This is a genomic window from Affinirhizobium helianthi (assembly GCF_042680945.1).
GTDB classification, from domain to species: domain Bacteria; phylum Pseudomonadota; class Alphaproteobacteria; order Rhizobiales; family Rhizobiaceae; genus Neorhizobium; species Neorhizobium helianthi.
Genome location: NZ_JBHUEQ010000021.1, coordinates 54,249 through 70,867 on the forward strand (window position 1 = coordinate 54,249; position 16,619 = coordinate 70,867).

At 56.4% G+C, this 16,619-nt stretch carries 13 protein-coding genes; 7 read left to right on the top strand and 6 right to left on the bottom strand.

Annotated features, from left to right (window positions below):
* Window positions 1-206: 206 nt before the first annotated feature.
* Window positions 207-1,280 carry a GGDEF domain-containing protein gene (locus tag ACFSE1_RS11560; protein ID WP_377401074.1) on the top strand — a complete coding sequence of 358 codons (1,074 nt, stop codon included), beginning with the start codon at window positions 207-209 and terminating at the stop codon, window positions 1,278-1,280.
* 15 nt (window positions 1,281-1,295) lie between these two features.
* Here the strand turns inward: ACFSE1_RS11560 and ACFSE1_RS11565 are convergent, their stop codons facing one another.
* Window positions 1,296-2,159, bottom strand: coding sequence for an extensin-like domain-containing protein (locus ACFSE1_RS11565; protein ID WP_377401077.1), 864 nt, complete (start codon window positions 2,157-2,159; stop codon window positions 1,296-1,298).
* 335 nt (window positions 2,160-2,494) lie between these two features.
* On the opposite strand from ACFSE1_RS11565, the gene ACFSE1_RS11570 reads away from it, so the two are divergent.
* Window positions 2,495-4,684 (top strand): anthranilate synthase, encoded by a 2,190-nt coding sequence (locus tag ACFSE1_RS11570; RefSeq protein WP_377401080.1) that lies wholly within the window; start codon window positions 2,495-2,497, stop codon window positions 4,682-4,684.
* A gap of 118 nt (window positions 4,685-4,802) precedes the next feature.
* Here the strand turns inward: ACFSE1_RS11570 and ACFSE1_RS11575 are convergent, their stop codons facing one another.
* Both ACFSE1_RS11575 and ACFSE1_RS11580 read right to left on the bottom strand, forming a co-directional pair.
* Window positions 4,803-5,285 (bottom strand): pyridoxamine 5'-phosphate oxidase family protein, encoded by a 483-nt coding sequence (locus ACFSE1_RS11575; protein ID WP_377401083.1) that lies wholly within the window; start codon window positions 5,283-5,285, stop codon window positions 4,803-4,805.
* A 153-nt stretch (window positions 5,286-5,438) separates the two neighbouring features.
* Window positions 5,439-6,008, bottom strand: coding sequence for a tyrosine-protein phosphatase (locus ACFSE1_RS11580; RefSeq protein ID WP_377401086.1), 570 nt, complete (start codon window positions 6,006-6,008; stop codon window positions 5,439-5,441).
* A gap of 224 nt (window positions 6,009-6,232) precedes the next feature.
* Here ACFSE1_RS11580 and ACFSE1_RS11585 point away from each other — a divergent pair, with 224 nt between their 5' ends.
* Together ACFSE1_RS11585 and queF are read left to right on the top strand one after the other, a co-directional pair.
* Complete coding sequence (locus tag ACFSE1_RS11585; RefSeq protein ID WP_377401089.1) at window positions 6,233-7,150, top strand: cation diffusion facilitator family transporter; 918 nt, start codon at window positions 6,233-6,235, stop codon at window positions 7,148-7,150.
* Window positions 7,147-7,611 (top strand): preQ(1) synthase, encoded by a 465-nt coding sequence (gene queF, locus ACFSE1_RS11590; protein WP_377401092.1) that lies wholly within the window; start codon window positions 7,147-7,149, stop codon window positions 7,609-7,611. The genes ACFSE1_RS11585 and queF overlap by 4 nt, the downstream gene beginning before the upstream one ends.
* Before the next feature lie 537 nt (window positions 7,612-8,148).
* On the opposite strand, the gene ACFSE1_RS11595 is transcribed toward queF, so the two are convergent.
* Window positions 8,149-8,952 (bottom strand): DUF2076 domain-containing protein, encoded by an 804-nt coding sequence (locus ACFSE1_RS11595; RefSeq protein WP_377401095.1) that lies wholly within the window; start codon window positions 8,950-8,952, stop codon window positions 8,149-8,151.
* 136 nt (window positions 8,953-9,088) lie between these two features.
* A complete protein-coding gene (locus ACFSE1_RS11600) occupies window positions 9,089-9,679 on the bottom strand; it encodes a HupE/UreJ family protein (RefSeq protein WP_377401098.1) in 591 nt (196 codons plus the stop codon).
* 199 nt (window positions 9,680-9,878) lie between these two features.
* On the opposite strand from ACFSE1_RS11600, the gene ACFSE1_RS11605 reads away from it, so the two are divergent.
* The 3 genes from ACFSE1_RS11605 to ACFSE1_RS11615 all read left to right on the top strand — a co-directional run bounded on the left by ACFSE1_RS11605 (window position 9,879) and on the right by ACFSE1_RS11615 (window position 13,369).
* The gene (locus ACFSE1_RS11605) at window positions 9,879-10,466 is read left to right on the top strand and encodes an ATP-dependent Clp protease proteolytic subunit (protein WP_377401101.1); all 588 of its coding nucleotides are present in this window, start codon (window positions 9,879-9,881) and stop codon (window positions 10,464-10,466) included.
* Between the two features lie 151 nt (window positions 10,467-10,617).
* Window positions 10,618-11,478, top strand: a complete 861-nt coding sequence (locus ACFSE1_RS11610) for a MerR family transcriptional regulator (protein WP_377401104.1) — start codon at window positions 10,618-10,620, stop codon at window positions 11,476-11,478.
* Between the two features lie 271 nt (window positions 11,479-11,749).
* On the top strand, window positions 11,750-13,369 hold the full coding sequence (locus tag ACFSE1_RS11615) for a methyl-accepting chemotaxis protein (RefSeq protein ID WP_377401107.1): 1,620 nt from the start codon (window positions 11,750-11,752) through the stop codon (window positions 13,367-13,369).
* Between the two features lie 328 nt (window positions 13,370-13,697).
* Here the strand turns inward: ACFSE1_RS11615 and ACFSE1_RS11620 are convergent.
* On the bottom strand, window positions 13,698-16,619 hold a 2,922-nt coding region (locus tag ACFSE1_RS11620; protein WP_377401110.1), incomplete at its 5' end, for a hypothetical protein.

The window sequence follows — 16,619 nt, forward strand, 5'->3', positions numbered from 1 at the left end:
ATATCGGGTTGTTCCGTCGCGATACATATTCTACGGAAACTCTATACTTTCCTTACTGCGAGTGTGTTAAATTTAAATAGCTTAATAAGGATTTTTGAAACTCTCTACGCTAGGCTGTACGCTCTGGACGGAGAAAGCTGATGCAACTGAGCGGTTTGACCACGCTAGAGAAGCCTCGATCAAGATTTTTGTTGTGGTTGACTGAAATGGGCGCAGATGTGCCTGTTGACGTGCGCATGCGGCTATACGCGGCTTTGGCCTCATCCACCGTACCCGTGATTTTTGCATCGCTGAATTCCGCCTTCGTTGCAGTGATTGCGTTTTTCCGCTCAGGCAACAGAATTTTCCTGCTATTCGCGTTGATCGACATTCTGGGCCTCTCGCTGCGGGTGGCGGCCCCCAGATTGAAGATCATGAAGACTTTCGCCTCTGATGTCGTGATCCTGACAGGTCTTCTGTGGGCCCTGATGGTCGGCCTCAACACGATGATGATAGGTATCGGCGATGACACGGCGATGATCGTCCTGTCTGTTGCCAGTGCTCTTGGCTGCTGCGCCGGGATCATATCCCGTAATTATGTCACGCCTCGCATGGGGTTAGCGCAGGTGATCGTTATCGATCTAGGCTTCAAGATTTCCTTTGGCATTTCTCATCCCGAGTTCCTGCCCGTCATTCTGTTGCAGGGCGTCATATTCTGCGGAATCGTCGATTGGATGATGCGTCAGCAACTGGCGACATCCGTACAGGCAATTTCATCGGAGTTGGAAAGCCGTCGTCAGGCGCTGCTCGATCCGCTGACAGGGGTATTGAACAGGCGTGGTCTGCACGAACGGGCGCAGCACATGATGGCGAAACAGCAATTGCTCGCTCTTTTCTATCTCGATCTGGATGGCTTCAAGCAGGTCAATGACCGCCTTGGCCACGGGGCAGGCGACGACCTGCTGCGCCAGGTTGCGAAACGCCTGGAGGCTACCGAACCAGGCGCGGCCATCTGCCGCCTCGGGGGGGATGAATTTCTCATTCTTGCGCCTTCACACCACGCTCAGGAGGCGGTTCGCACGGCCAGCAGAATGATCCGCGCCATGAGTATGCCCTATAATACCGATGTGGGACCAGCGAATGTGGGTGCGAGCATCGGGATCTCCTTCGTCAATATGGAGGAGGGCCTCGACCGGGCGATGAAGGAGGCTGACGCAGCGCTTTATCGCGCTAAGGATGCTGGACGTGGTCGTGCCGTTCTGCATGAGCCCGAAAGCGGGTGCAGCCGAGCATCAGCGTGACACGGGCAGTCTCATTTAGCGGCAGTAGCGATAGCCTCCGTTTCGCTCAAGAACGTCCAGATGCAAATGGTCCTCATGCGTTGCATCGCTGCCTGGCGACAGCACCGTGGTAAAGTGCAGGCAGGCACCGGCGGTGACGGTTCTCTGGAAGGCGCCGATCATGGTTGAATCCTCAGCCTTCGGGGTCATTTTCACCGGCTCTCCCTGATCCAGTTCCAGCGCGATTATATCGATGGCATTGCCACGCGCATGCTCTGAAATCTTGCCCGCGTCCGCATGGTTGCGCTTGCGGCAGGCATAGGTCGTTGCATTGCGAACGCCGGTCAATTTGGCATTCGGCACGGCGACCGCCAAGGCAGGCTGCACGGTGTCCTTCAGCCAGTGGGAAAGCGCGCGGGCGGCCTCGCAGCGCATCGGTGTGGGTTCGGAAAGCGTGACGCCGGGCAGGGGCTTGCGGACGATGAGCGGCTTCTCGATGCCACACACGCCTTCCTCCTCGGAAATCGGGTCCGTTTCGCTGAAGATCGCACCCACGGATTTGAGATCCGAAAGGCAGGCCGCCAGCTTTTCGCGATCTTCCTTGACAATTGCGGAGGCAGGAGGCTCTGCACTCTCAGATGGCGCATCTACCGCCGTGTCGTCGGGTTTGGTTGAGGGAGAAGACTTCTCCCCGTCCTCGGACACGGTCGGCAGGGTGGCGGGCGCGTCCTTCGTGTGAGGCTTCGGTGCTTCTGTGCCTTCCGGCAGTGTGGGGGCGGCCGGGCTTGCCGTATCCGTTCTTGTATCCGGCTTTTCTTCGGGCAGGGGGCCTTTCTCTGGAAGCGATGCGCCGAGGAGGATGACAAGTGCTGCTGTGACCAGCAGGAGAGGGTGATGCATGCGTGTCCTCCGCTTCGGATGCTGCGGATAACGCATCAGGTCGAATTTGGTCGCATTCCTTGTGCTGCAACTGCATGCAGGCTCTTGCGAAGGGGCTTTGGCTGGGGTATCAGTTTCGCCCATGAAAACGTCGCTGATCATGGCTATCTGGTGGTGGGCTCGCTGAAAACGCGGCCTTGACCAGTCATGTTCAAAGACAAGACAAAGCCGCCCGACCATCGAGGCGGCTTTCTTGTTGAGAAGCCCCTCCGAAGCCGGGTCTGGAGCGCGTATGAAGCACCGCTATTGGTGTTTATGCGTGCATCGAACAGGACAGAGAAGTCCAGAGGTGGAGCATGGTGACAATCATTGAAGACGATGGTTCCGAGGTCTATGAGACCCGAGGCGGGATCAAGGTCAGCCGCAAGCGCAGGGCCGCACCCTATGCGGATGCCATTTCAACCTATGTCGACAAGCTGGATGAGCGGCGCGGCGCTGTTTTCTCGTCCAACTATGAATATCCAGGCCGCTATACGCGCTGGGATACGGCCATTGTCGATCCGCCGCTTGGCATTTCCTCCTTCGGCCGCAAGGTCTGGATCGAAGCTTACAATGAGCGCGGCGAGGTTCTGCTGGATTTTATTGCCGAGCGTCTTGCACTTGAAAGCGAGTTGACGCTGGGCGAACGCAGCGCCCGTCGACTGGATCTTTCCGTTAATCTGCCGACACGTGCGTTTACGGAAGAAGAGCGCTCCAAGATGCCGACCGTGTTTACGGTTCTGCGCGCGGTTGTCGATCTCTTCCATTCGGATGCAGATAGCTCCATTGGTCTTTTCGGCGCGTTTGGTTACGATCTGGCGTTCCAGTTCGATTCCATCGAACTGGCCTTGAAGCGCCCGGATGACCAGCGTGACATGGTGCTGTTCCTGCCGGACGAAATTCTGGTGGTCGATCACTACTCGGCGAAAGCCTGGATCGACCGTTACGATTTCAGCCGTGGGAATAAGACCACATTCGGCAAGGCGCAGGATATTCCAGCAGAGCCTTTCCGCACGACGGATACCATCCCGCCGAAGGGCGATCATCGTCCCGGCGAATATTCGGAGCTTGTGGTGAAAGCCAAGGAGAGCTTCCGTCGCGGCGACCTGTTCGAGGTCGTTCCCGGGCAGAAGTTCATGGAGCGCTGCGACAGCAAGCCATCGCAGATTTCCAATCGCCTCAAGGCGATCAATCCCTCGCCCTATTCCTTCTTCATCAATCTCGGCCAGCAGGAATATCTGGTGGGGGCTTCACCGGAAATGTTCGTGCGCGTTTCTGGTCGCCGCATCGAAACCTGCCCGATTTCCGGTACGATCAAGCGCGGCGAGGACGCCATCTCCGATAGCGAGCAGATTCTCAAGCTGCTCAATTCGAAGAAGGACGAATCCGAGCTGACCATGTGCTCCGACGTGGACCGCAACGACAAGAGCCGCGTTTGCGAACCCGGTTCAGTCAAGGTTATCGGGCGTCGCCAGATCGAGATGTATTCCCGCCTTATCCATACGGTGGATCATATCGAGGGTCGCCTGCGTCCGGATATGGATGCCTTCGATGGCTTCCTCAGCCATGCCTGGGCGGTCACGGTGACAGGCGCGCCCAAGCTCTGGGCCATGCGCTTCATCGAGAAGCACGAGAAGAGCCCGCGCGCCTGGTATGGCGGTGCCATTGGCATGGTTGGCTTCAATGGCGACATGAATACCGGCCTGACTTTGCGCACCATTCGCATCAAGGATGGCATTGCGGAAGTGCGCGCCGGTGCGACGCTCCTCAACGATTCTGACCCGCACGAGGAAGAAGCCGAAACCGAACTGAAGGCATCTGCCATGATTTCAGCCATTCGCGATGCACGCACCGGAAACACTGCCAAGGCGGGGCGCGATGTTGCCGCCGTGGGGCAGGGGGTGAAAATCCTGCTGGTGGACCACGAGGACAGCTTCGTCCACACGCTGGCGAATTATTTCCGCCAGACGGGAGCGGAGGTTTCCACCGTGCGCACCCCGGTGCCGGAAGAAATCTACGACCGGATCAAGCCGGATCTGGTGGTTCTGTCGCCTGGACCGGGCAATCCGCAGGACTTCGACTGCAAGAACACTATCAAGACGGCGCGCGCGAAGGGGCTTCCCATTTTCGGCGTCTGCCTTGGCCTTCAGGCTCTGGCCGAGGCCTATGGTGGCGAACTGCGTCATCTGGCGGTTCCGATGCATGGCAAGCCGTCCCGCATCCGGGTTCTGGAACCGGGCATCGTGTTCTCAGGCCTTGGCAAGGAAGTGACTGTCGGTCGCTATCACTCGATCTTTGCCGATCCCAAGACGCTGCATCCCGATTTCATCATCACCGCTGAAAGCGAAGATGGCACGATCATGGGCATCGAGCACGCCAAGGAGCCTGTGGCTGCGGTGCAGTTCCACCCCGAATCCATCATGACGCTGGGCGGCGATGCCGGCATGCGTATGATCGAAAATGTGGTAGCGCATCTTTCCCGCAAGGCGAAAGTTGAAGCGGCCTGAGCCGCTAACTTAGATTAAGAGGCCGGTTGAAGCCCGGCCTCTTTCAGTTGCAGCATCGATCAGTTCATCTTGATAAAGATCCACCTGCGCTGCCCATGAGGCTGGCTCAGCTCGCTCTCTATAGTGGTCTCACGCCGTAGATAGCGTAGCCGCTTTCCATTCGCTCCTCCTCCGTGCGTTCTGGGAAGAGGGCATAGCTTGGCGCCCAGATACGAGAGACCTTTTCGACCTCTATCGAGATCACATTGCGGATTGGGTAATCTTTGCCTGCCATTTGCAGAAGCTCTGCACCTAGAATGGCGAAATTTTCCTCTTCTGGCGCGATAACAGTCGCTGTACCGATGATCTTGAAGCCGCGTTGGCGAAAGACATCGACAAAGCTGACACATACGCGGGGCTGTGCGCGGATATTACGAACGCTGTTGGATGAAGCGATGTCCGCGATCACAATGCGATCATTCCCGACATAAGAGAATATCTCCTTGGGCGTCACATTGGGTGTTCCGCCTGCATCAACCGTCGCGAGCCAGCATAAGACGGAGTTTTTTATTTCGTTTTTTACCGTTTCGTTGAGGTGCTGTCTTTTGTCGGCTGAACTCATTGCTAGCTCTCCCACGCGCGGCAAAGTCATGATGCAGAAAACAGCTTGGCAGGTTGTGCTTATTCTGTCGCACCACTCAATCCCATCCCATAACCACCTTTTCGGGGATGTAACATCAAGAATTATTCAATCGTTCTATAGACGGAATTGCAGTCAGCTATCCAGGCCGATGACCTTCTCAAAGGCTTCCCAGGTGGAATCCATGGCATATTCCTTGATGAAGGGCAGGTTCAGGTGGCCGAACAGGGGGGAGAGCTGCCATTCGGCGGTTTCCTCATCAATGCCCGCGATTTGCTGAAGATAGATGACGGAGGCGAGGCCGGTTCTATCTGCGCCGCTGCGGCAGTGGATGAGGATCGGGCCTTCCGCATGGCGCAGAATATCAAGAAGCGCGAATGTGCGCTCGATACTTAAAGGCGTGCGCGCCGACATTTCGAAATTCACTTCCCGGGCGCCATGGCTTTCCACTGTCGCCAGTTCCTGATCATACCATGGGCTGCCGATGTGCTCCCCGCGCAGGTTGATGACCGTTTTGATCTTGTACTCCTCCAGGTAAGAGCCAAGGCTTTGGGACGAAAGTTGTGCCGATCGATACAGACGGCCGGGAATGACCTCGTGGAAATTGCCGACCAGTTGCAGGTAGCCAAGCCAAAGCAGCAGCGCGACGAGCAGGCTCAACATCGTGAGCCCGGTTTTCTTCAGCACAATTGCTGCCAGCCTCATGTTCGCACTATCCCCCGGCTATCGTCATCGGATCTTCTGGCCGAACTCAAGTGACCGGCCTGTGGCGGATTTATGGCCGGTGATGCCATGACTCTCGCATAAGATTTTGACATCGACCTGAAAGTGAGCCATAGACGCTGCCACAAAACCGCCGGGTGCCAAAAGCGCCGGCGGTTTTGCCGTTTCATGGCTATTGCAAATCATTCGCATGCGCAGGAAATCTCATGAGCCAACCCGATCATAAGCTGGTCCAGCGCTTTGCCTTCTGGGGCATTCCGCTTTCTGTCGCTGTCATGGGGCTGAAGCTTCTCGCCTGGTGGGTGACCGGATCCGTGGCGCTTTTGTCCGATGGGCTTGAATCGCTTGTGAATGTCACGGCGGCGGTGATTGCCTATTTCGTGATTCGCTACGCCCAGCAACCGGCCGATGAAGATCATCCGTTCGGTCATCACAAGGCGGAATATCTTTCTGCGGTTTTTGAAGGGGTGCTGATTGTTCTGGCAGCGCTTCTGATCATCAAGGAAGCCTGGGCCGGGCTTGTGGCTCCGGTCCTGCCGCATGCGCCGGTTCTGGGTCTTGCGATCAACGGGTTTGCCGGGGTGATCAATGCGGTCTGGGCAACACTTCTCATTCGCATCGGCACGCTGCATCGCTCCCCGGCGTTGAAGGCGGATGGCCACCACATCATGTCGGATGTCGTCACCTCTGCCGGTGTATTCATTGGCCTCGTCCTGGCCATCCTGACGGGCTATGCCATTCTGGATCCGCTTCTTGCCATTATTGTTGCCTTCAACATTCTCTGGCAGGGCTGGAAGCTGATTTCCCATTCCGTCGGGGCACTGATGGACCGGGCTGTGGAGCCTGAGGAGGAGGAGGCCATTCGCAAGGCGATTGCTACCCATTCCGCAGGTGCATTAGGTGTGCATGATTTGCGCACCCGCCGTGCGGGTTCGGCAGCTTTCATCGATTTCCACCTTGTGGTACCGGCAGCCATGTCAGTGGGCGAGGCGCATGAAATATGCGACCGTCTGGAAGATGCAATCAAGGACGCCGTTCAGGGCGCATCCCTTGCCATCCATGTCGAGCCGGAAGGCGAGCGCGCGCATGGGGTCAGGGTTCAGGTAGAAGGTCAGAAGAGATGAGCAAAACGGATGTCAGCGGGCTCTCGCAGCTCGGCCAGCAGGTGGAAGCGCCCAGCAGCCCGGAAACGGCCGTGCTGGAAAAGGTGCCGAATGGCAATGCAGGAACAGATTTCGTCGTGCGGTTCACCGCACCGGAATTCACCTCACTCTGCCCGATGACGGGGCAGCCGGATTTTGCCCATATCGTCATCGACTATATTCCGAACGGCTTTCTCGTCGAATCCAAGTCTTTGAAACTGTTCCTCACATCCTTCCGCAATCATGGCGCCTTCCATGAAGATTGCTCGGTCTATATCGCCAAGCGGCTTGTGGATCTGCTCGAACCCAAATGGCTGCGGATTGGCGCCTATTGGTATCCACGCGGCGGGATCCCCATTGATGTGTTCTGGCAGACCGGCCCTGCGCCGGAAGGCGTATGGCTGCCGGACCAAGGCGTTGCCACCTACCGCGGCCGGGGGTGAGAGGCGGCGGCGAAGCCGACAAAAGGCTCCAGTGGAGCGTTTTGAGCCTCGAACGCCCTGAGCCTAAAGCGAAGGGCCGGGGCCGCAGGCCAGCAGGCGGCGGCGAAGCCGACAAAAGGCTCCAGTGGAGCGTTTTGAGCCTCGAACGCCCTGAGCCCAAAGCATTTCCGATTAAGCCAACGGCATTGGAAATGCTCTGTTTCTTGTTTTACGCAGTCCTGACGCAAAACCGCTGACGCACTTTTGCTGGACATGCTGCCGAGCGAAGGGCCGGGGCCGCAGGCCAGCAGGCGGCGGCGAAGCCGACAAAAGGCTCCAGTGGAGCGTTTTGAGCCTCGAACGCCCTTAGCCTAAAGCATTTCCGATTAAGCCAACGGCATTGGAAATGCTCTGCTTCTTGTTTTACGCAGTCCTGACGCAAAACCGCTGACGCACGTTTGCTGGACATGCTGCCGAGCGAAGGGCTGGGGCCGAAGGTCAGTAGGCGGCGTCACTCATTAACAAGGCGGAAGAGGGGCAAGGAGCTTGCCCCTTCACTCAAGCATAGCTGCTGTCGTCGCCGCCGAAATCGCCATCATCGCCCGATGACCAGTCATTGCTGTCATCGTAGTCGGCCTGCTGGATGTTATCGTCAGCAGTTTGTGTATCGGGCTGTGCGGCATTGCCGGATGTGTTGGCGTCGTTGTTGCCGGCTGCGTCACCATAATAATTGTTGATGACGGTTTCCTCGATGGGTGCTGTCGCCAACCCTTCCGCTACGGGAGATCCAAGGCCGAGACCGGCCATGTGATGGCTGAAAATTCCGCTGAGCGAATTGGCAAGAAGCATGCCGCCCGCCACGCCCGCGGCCGTTCCCAAAGCGCCCGTTAGAAAGCTGCTGCCGCCGGATGGCGAGCGCGCCGCAGTCCACGGGCCGGTGGGTTGCGGCTGGCCGTAAGGCTGCGGCTGTTGGGGCGCTGCTTCCATGGATTGCCCCCAGGGGCCGGTGGGGGCGCCATTATAGGGGCGTTGCGGCTGAGGCGGGGCAGGTTGCTGCTGTTGCGGAGGCTGGCTGGAGCCGAAAATGGAGCTGAGAAATCCGCCGCGCTGTTCCTGTACGGGCGCAGGCTGTGCCGTCTCCAACTGGCGAATGCGCGCTTCCAGTTCGGAGATGCGTTTGGATGCTGCTTCAAGGCCCTTTTCCTGCACGATAACCGCTTGCGCCAGGTAATAGGGCGCAGAGGGTTCGCGCCTCACAGCCTCTGCGATCAATTGTTCCGCCTCTCCATCGCGGGCTGTTGCGGTGGCGGTCTGGATACGTTCAAAAAGGCCTGTGAGCAGTTGGCGTTCTTCCGGCGACATTGTCTCTTCCTCGACTGGGACCAGAAATCCATGATCAGGAAGTAGGGAGAAATTCGGGCACTGTCACCGGGATGCTGCCTTAAATCTCTGTAATGCGAAGCCGAACTCAAGCGCCGGCTTCGCGATGCGTGAAGCATCATCCGCCGAAGGCGAGGGAAAGCCCTGCCAGCGCGGTGATGGCACCTGCTGCACGCGTGATGGAGGGCGCGGCGCGGCTGACGCTGATGCCGAGCAAGACACCTGCGAGATGCAGCAGAGCTGTTGCCGCGATGAAGCCAAGGCCGAATTGCAGCGCACCGGCGGCACCCAGTTCTGCGCCGTGGGCATGGCCGTGGAAAAGCGCAAAGATACCGACAATGGCGGCAGAGGCAGCAAGCGGTACCCGCACGGCAAGGGCAACGAGCAGGCCGAGGCCGATGACCGATGCCAGGATGGCCGGTTCAACGAAAGGAAGTTGAACCCCCAGAACCGCAGCGAAAAAGCCGAGCGCCATGGTGCCGACGAAAGATGCCGGAACAATCCACAGTGCAGAACGGCGGCCGGACTGGCTGGCGATCTGTGTTGCCCAAAGGCCGACAGCCACCATGGCCAGCACATGATCTGCGCCGAAAATGGGGTGGGTAAGCCCTGCAGCGAATGATCCGTGCGCAAGAGGGTCCAGATGGGCGAAAGCCGGTGCCGTTGCCGCAGTCAAAAGGGCGGCGGAGAGTGAGAGACGTTTGAACATTATGGTTCCCCTGAACATTCGAAAGCAGGCCATTTTCTAATGCTGCACTGCGTAAGGCGCGAGATTAGGCACTGCCTAAAAAGTTGTCTATCCGTAAAATGACGAAGGGCCTATTCATCATAACATGCGCTGCATGATTGTTTTGTGCGTGCGAACGCATTATGTCCGAGAAGACGAAATTCACTCTGGAGACTGTTCGATGAACGATGAGAATGAAGACGACAAGACGAAGGAATTGCCACTCGGCAAAGAAACGGAGGCGAATCTTTTCAAGTCGCGTTCTATCTTCATCTATGGCGCCATCACCATGGAACTGGCCCAGAAGGTTTGCACGCAGCTTGTTGCCCTGGCCGCTGCCAGCGATGACGACATCCGCATTTACGTGAACTCGCCGGGCGGTCACGTGGAATCGGGTGATTCCATCCACGACATGATCAAGTTCATCAAGCCGAAGGTCTGGATCATCGGAACCGGCTGGGTGGCCTCTGCCGGTGCCCTGATTTATGTGTCCGTTCCGAAGGAGCGCCGCATCTGCTTGCCGAACACCCGCTTCCTGCTGCACCAACCGTCTGGCGGTACACGCGGCATGGTGTCGGATATCGAAATCCAGGCCCGCGAAATCATCAAGATGAACCAGCGCCTCATCAAGATTTTCGCCAAGGCGACCGGCCAGAGCGAAGAGAAGATCGCCAAGGACATCGACCGCGATTACTGGCTGAGCGCAGAAGATGCTGTGGCCTATGGTCTGGTATCCCGCATTATCGAGAGCCAGTCCGAAATCGGCTGAGTTCTGGTATTGCTGAAAGACTTGAACCCGTGGAAGCAATTCCACGGGTTTCTAATTTGTGATGCAGCAGCAGGATGAGCCCTCTTTTCGTGCTGCTGGAATCGAATAGAATGAAAGGCGTTCCAAACGGGGAGCGCCGTGAGAAAATGTCATGACGGATCTGCTCAGTCTTGCTGAAACGCTCAAGCATTCCGGTCTGACAAAGCTGGTTCTGCATGCCTGGGAACGGCGCTACGGTCTTGAGCCGGAACAGCGCACCGAAACAGGGCGCCGTTTGTATACCTTTGAGCAGGCAGAACGTCTGCGTTTGCTAAAGCTTTGCACAGATGCCGGGTATCGAATCGGGAACATTGTCTCGTTGTCTCTGGCACAATTGCAGGGGCTGAAGGCGGGCGTCCAGATACAGCAGACGCTGGAGCCGGCCATCGCTGCCGTCAAGGCCATGGAATTTCAGCACCTCGATCGCTGGCTTCATGACAGGGCAGACCGCTACGATGCCGAGGATTTTATCGATAAGATCGTTTCCCCGCTTCAGAACGCCATTGGTGACTTGTGGGCCGATGGTGAGGTTTCCATTGCCGCCGAACATTATGCCAGTGCCGCGCTCAAACGTATTTTGAACGGCATGCTGGAAGAGGTGTCGCCCGCACTCGCTGATGCGCCAGTTCTCGTTGCGACGACGCCGGAAGGGGAAAGTCACGAGATCGGTGCGCTTTGCGTGGCGCTTGTGGCGCGTCTCGCGGGCTGGAACGTGCTTTACCTGGGCCCGGATCTGCCGCCTTCCGAAGTTGTGGAAGCAAGCCTTGCTTGCGCTGCCCGCTGCGTATGTCTCAGTGGTTTATGCATCAAGCCGAAGGCGGCCGAGCGGCAGATTTACGAGATCCGGGCCAAGTTGCCAGCACGCGTGGCAGTCTGGATCGGCGGCGCTGGTCTGGCAGGCCTTCAGCCCATTCGCGACGTGCGTTTCTTTTCCGATCTGGCCAGTTTCCGCCAAGCTCTTCACGAAGAATAGTCTGTATCGGATTCAAAATTCTAATAAAAATCTCGCGATTTACGTAGTTTCACTTGGTTCTTTCTGTTGACTCGCAGTCAAAAGGTATACAAAAATCCGGAAATTAGGGATTTTTTCATTTTTTGTATATATTTCTCGGACTACTCACGTACCTTCCTGGGCGGGAATGGGTGATAGAGTTCCGAGGGGATTTTAAATGGGCATTCGTTCTCTGTTTGATTCAGCAGCCGTCGTGAAGAACCTTTCTCTTGAAGCCTTGCAGGCCAATGTCATGGTGGCCGATGCAAAGTTCAACATCGTGTATATGAACCCGGCAGTTACGGGTTTGCTGAAAGAAGCGGAATCTGATCTTAAGAAGGAACTGCCTCGATTTGCGGTGGATAAGCTGATCGGCAGTAACATCGACATTTTCCACAAGAACCCGTCACATCAGCGCAACATGTTGGCGAGTTTGAAAGAGCGACACAGCGCGACGATCCGTGTAGGCCAACTGGTGTTTGACCTGGTGGTGACGCCCCTCATCGAAGGCGGAAAGACGGTTGGTTTCGTGGTGGAATGGGCAGATGCCAAGGCGCGCCTGCTGAACATGGATTATGCGGCCCAGATAGCTGCCATAAGCCGTTCCCAGGCAATCATTGAGTTTGATACCGACGGAAGAATCATGACGGCGAATGAGAACTTTACCAAGGTGATGGGCTACTCGCTTCAGGAAATTGTCGGTCAGCATCACAGCCTGTTTGTCGAAAAAAGCTACGCCTCCAGCGAGGAATACAAAGCGTTCTGGCGTGAATTGCGGGAAGGGCGCTACAAGCAGGCCGAGTTCAAGCGGGTCACGAAAGACGGACGCGATGTTGTTATTTCGGCCTCTTACAACCCCATTTTGGATTTCAACGGTAAAGTCGTGAAGATCGTTAAATTCGCAACGGATGTGACCGATCGTGTCAACACGGTCAGCCAGCTGGGCGATGCATTGAAAAAGCTCTGTGCGGGCGATTTTGCCTTCCAGCTTACTAAGCCGTTTTCACCTGAGTTCGAGTTCCTCCGTCACGATCTCAATCAATCGGTCAACCAGCTTTGCGACACCTTTCGCAAGGTGGTTGCGAGCGTTGATGTCATCAGCAATGGCACACGTGAGATCAGTCAAGGTGTAACCGATCTGTCACGGCGCACGGAATCTCAGGCTGCCAATCTGGAAGAAACCGCTGCGGCGCTGGAGGAAATCACCGCCAATGTCAGTTCCTCTGCCAAACGTGCGCAGGATGCGCGTGAGGTTGCGGGTTCTGCCAAGATGAATGCCGAAAAGTCGGGTGAGGTCGTCTCTCACGCCGTGGATGCCATGAGCCGTATCGAGGATTCATCGTCCAAGATTTCCAACATCATTAGCGTGATCGACGAAATCGCGTTTCAGACAAATCTGCTGGCGCTGAACGCCGGTGTTGAGGCGGCGAGGGCCGGTGAAGCAGGACGAGGCTTTGCCGTGGTTGCTCAGGAAGTTCGCGAACTGGCGCAACGTTCGGCCAAGGCTGCAAAGGAAATCAAGGATCTTATCCAGAATTCCGCCGCAGAGGTATCAAATGGGGTAAAACTCGTGCGCGATACGGGGGGCGCGTTGAAATCAATTAGCGATTTGATTGTCGAAATCAACGATCATGTCGTTGCCATTTCAACAGCGGCACGTGAGCAATCCACCGGTCTGACAGAGGTCAACGGTGCAGTGAATACGATGGACCAGACCACGCAACAAAATGCTGCGATGGTAGAGGAAAGCAGTGCTGCTGCGGCCACCCTAGCGCAGGAAACACAACGCTTGCTCAGCATGATGAGCGGATTTAATCTCGGTCAAACATCTCACCAAACCGGCAGCTCTATCAGTTACGGACGCGCTGCCTGACAACGCATCTCGCTGAGAGATTACGGCCCTGCGACGCTTCGATCAGCGCAGGGCTGGCAACTCGATTGCTGCGGACTGTGTTCAAATGTCTGCACTGCATCAAAAAAGCACGTCCGTGCTGTTCCTGCTGACGCTTTGACGCCCATGTCACGTCTTTTCACTCATTCCCTCGCTGACGGAACCAGCACCTTTGCATACGAAAACACCCAGCGAACCTGGCTCGCTGGGTGTGTCTTGGAGGCGGTCGCCGAGGCGCTGAGCGTAGACCGCAGTCAGGCCGCTCTCGCGTATCCCGAGCTGGATTATGCCACTATCGGTTCCCGGCTGTTTAGGCCTGTGCATTCCGCCTGCGGTTGTTCTCCTGGATGGCAGCCCAGTCGATGGGGGTAACGTCTTGCTTGTACAGCATGTTTTCACGATCCCTTTTGATCATGTCCTCACTGTTCCAGGGATCGCCCGCGCCCGGCCATGGACCGATATGCTGGCTGACGCTGTTTCGCGTCAGGCGCCATAGCTGATCATCCATGCGGCTATTCAAGCGGTCCTGCTGTTTTTCAGCCTTGAGTTGCTGCCAAATGCCCAGGCCAATGCCAGCCACAGCACCGATCACGTTTGCAGCACCGCCGAGAGCGGACATAACTGCGCCGCCTGCTCCTGAGAAGAGGGGAGCGAAGCGTGAGCCCGCGATAACCGAGCTTGGTATCACTGCTCTCGCCAGGTTCATGGCTCCATCGACCGCCACACCGACGTCAGAACCAACCATGAAGCTTCGGAACACGGTTTCCGCCGTATCGAAATTGCCGGATTTGATGCCCCTGACAAAGTTGGTGACGCCAACAGGAAGAGACGCGATATCCGCCACTCCAACCAGGCCACCGAGTTTGCCCGTGATCTGTTTCGCTGCACGCAGCGCCGCATCCGAGTGTTCGCCCAGACGTGTCAGCGTACGAAAGTCCATATCTGGTGCCTTGAGGGTGATATTGGCTGCCTGGGCACCGTAGCCCGCCGTATAGACACCGTTCAGAGCAAGATAGGATACGGCCATGGGATCATTGCTGTTCAGTATTCCTGCGCCAACGTAGGTCTGGGAACTCTTTATGAGTGCGGAGCCGTATTTCGAGATCATTTTGCCTTGGTCAGATACACTGATGGAGCCTTCATTGAAAGCGCCACCGCTCACACTGGCGAGGTCTCTGAACTGTCGGATCATCTGCTCCGTATTGCCGCCGGGCTTTGCAAGCGTCCAAATCTGGCTGAGCCGCTGAACGGCATTCTGCTTGAAGATTGCGATCTCTTCAGGCTTGCTCAGGTTCAATCCCGCCGCCATGGAGTCTGCCAGTGGATTGAGGACAAGCTGATCGACCTTTTTGGTTTTATCAAGAAGGCTGTATGTGGGCTCGGTTACGCTGGCACCGGGGCGGGCTGTCCGGAAATCATTGGCCATCTTTTCGGAATATTGTTTCAGGTCGTTTCTTCCGAACTCTTTGAACATGCCGGAGTCCCAATTGCGATCGGTAACGCCAAACACCTTCTGCCCGACCTCACCGGAGACGGACTTGCCTTCATAGCCAGTACCAAGGGCCAGCATGGCTTGCATGTCTTTCAGGGCCATCGGATTTTCTGTTTTCGGGTTTTCGACGGCCCGGCCAAGTCCTTGCAAGAGCATGTTGTCAGCAAGCGATGAACCGCGCGCCAATCCCTTCAATGACGTTGCAATTTCATTGGAATATTTCGCCATGTCTCCGCCATCGAGGCGTTTTTGGACCTCTGCGACATAAGTATCGAGTTCCGCACCGTCCTTGAAGCCCTTGTTCAATTGCGAAATCATGGGTTGAAGTTCGGTCATGACGGTTTCAGCAAAGCGCGATCTGTCCTTATCATTGCTGTTCCCAAAAACCTGGTTGGTGAGGTTCGACACCGTGGGCAGATAGGCGGCTGTCATACCGTCAAGCTTCACCTTGTCCGAGAAGCCCATGTCCTTGAACTGCTGCTGCGTCTTGGAATCGATCTTCTGGTTCTCGAAGTAGCTGTCCAGATTCTTGGTCTGGATGCCTTCCTGCTGGAAATTATGCCACTCGAAACCATCGACGGTTGGGGTTGTCATCCCCACACGTCTGAGTTCCTCTGGTGACATGCCAGCCTTGTTGATGCCATAGGTCAATTCGCGAATGCCGTCTGCTCCACTGGGCAGCAGGGGGTCAACATTCTTATTGTAATACTCGTTATAGGCGGTCTGGGCTTCGTTCGAACGGCTGTCTAGGAACTCTTTCGACAGCAGACCTGAATAGGCGGTCATGGCGCTGTTGTACTTCTGCAGCATCGTATGCTCGTTTACGCCGCGTTCCACGCCGTCCTTGAACACCCCGCCCTTGGCAATATTGGCATCGAAATCTGCCTCCAAAGACGAGCGAATATCCGTAATGGACTTCGTGTATGCCTCATCATACTTGCCGTTCTCGTCGGACTGGAAACGCTCGCCATTAAGTATTTTGCCGACGCCGGTGAGATATTCGCTGGCAAAGAGAGAAGCTGTTGCAGGGTCCTGCATCAGGGTCTGCATGGCCCCTTCCAGATCCTTGGTTACTTCGCGCTCGTTTTTAACTGTTCCGCCGACGCCCGTGTTGGGCGTTGTCATGAATTCCTGATAATTTTTCCAGTCTCCGTTGGCCTTGAGAAGATCGACATACCTCTGCACCTTCTCGGAAGGTGTATAGTTCTGCGGGTTTTCGTAGATGTCGGTGCCGTCATGTGTCGTCGGCGTGTTGTATTTGTTGAAGAGGTAGCTGTAGAATTCCTTGCTGACGCGCTCGTCCTTGCCAATCTTGCTATAGATGTCTTCGACAAGTTTGGTCGTCTCTTTCGAGTCCACCGGCTGCTCAAGAACCTTGTTCTTTTCTCGGCTGGCTTCGTATTGCGCGTGCGTTATGGGATTGTTGTTCTCGTCGTATCCGACAACAGTGTTTTCGTCGATATCGCCTGCCGTGCGCGTCTTGCCAATGCCGGGGTTGGTCTCGGCAGCATCCGTTTCCTTTCCAGCTTCGGCATTCGCTTCAGCAAGCTGAACCTTGGAGGCATCCAAAGCTTCTGCGACGGTCATCTCCCTGCCGTCCTTGTCGACTGCGCCCGTCTTGGTGTTGCTGGCCTCTTCTGCTACGGCATCGGCCTTAGTCTTGTCGACGGGTGAGGCCTCCAGCTTGGACGCATCCGGCGTCTTGCCATCCTTGCCAACTTCACCCGGCTTGGTGTTGCT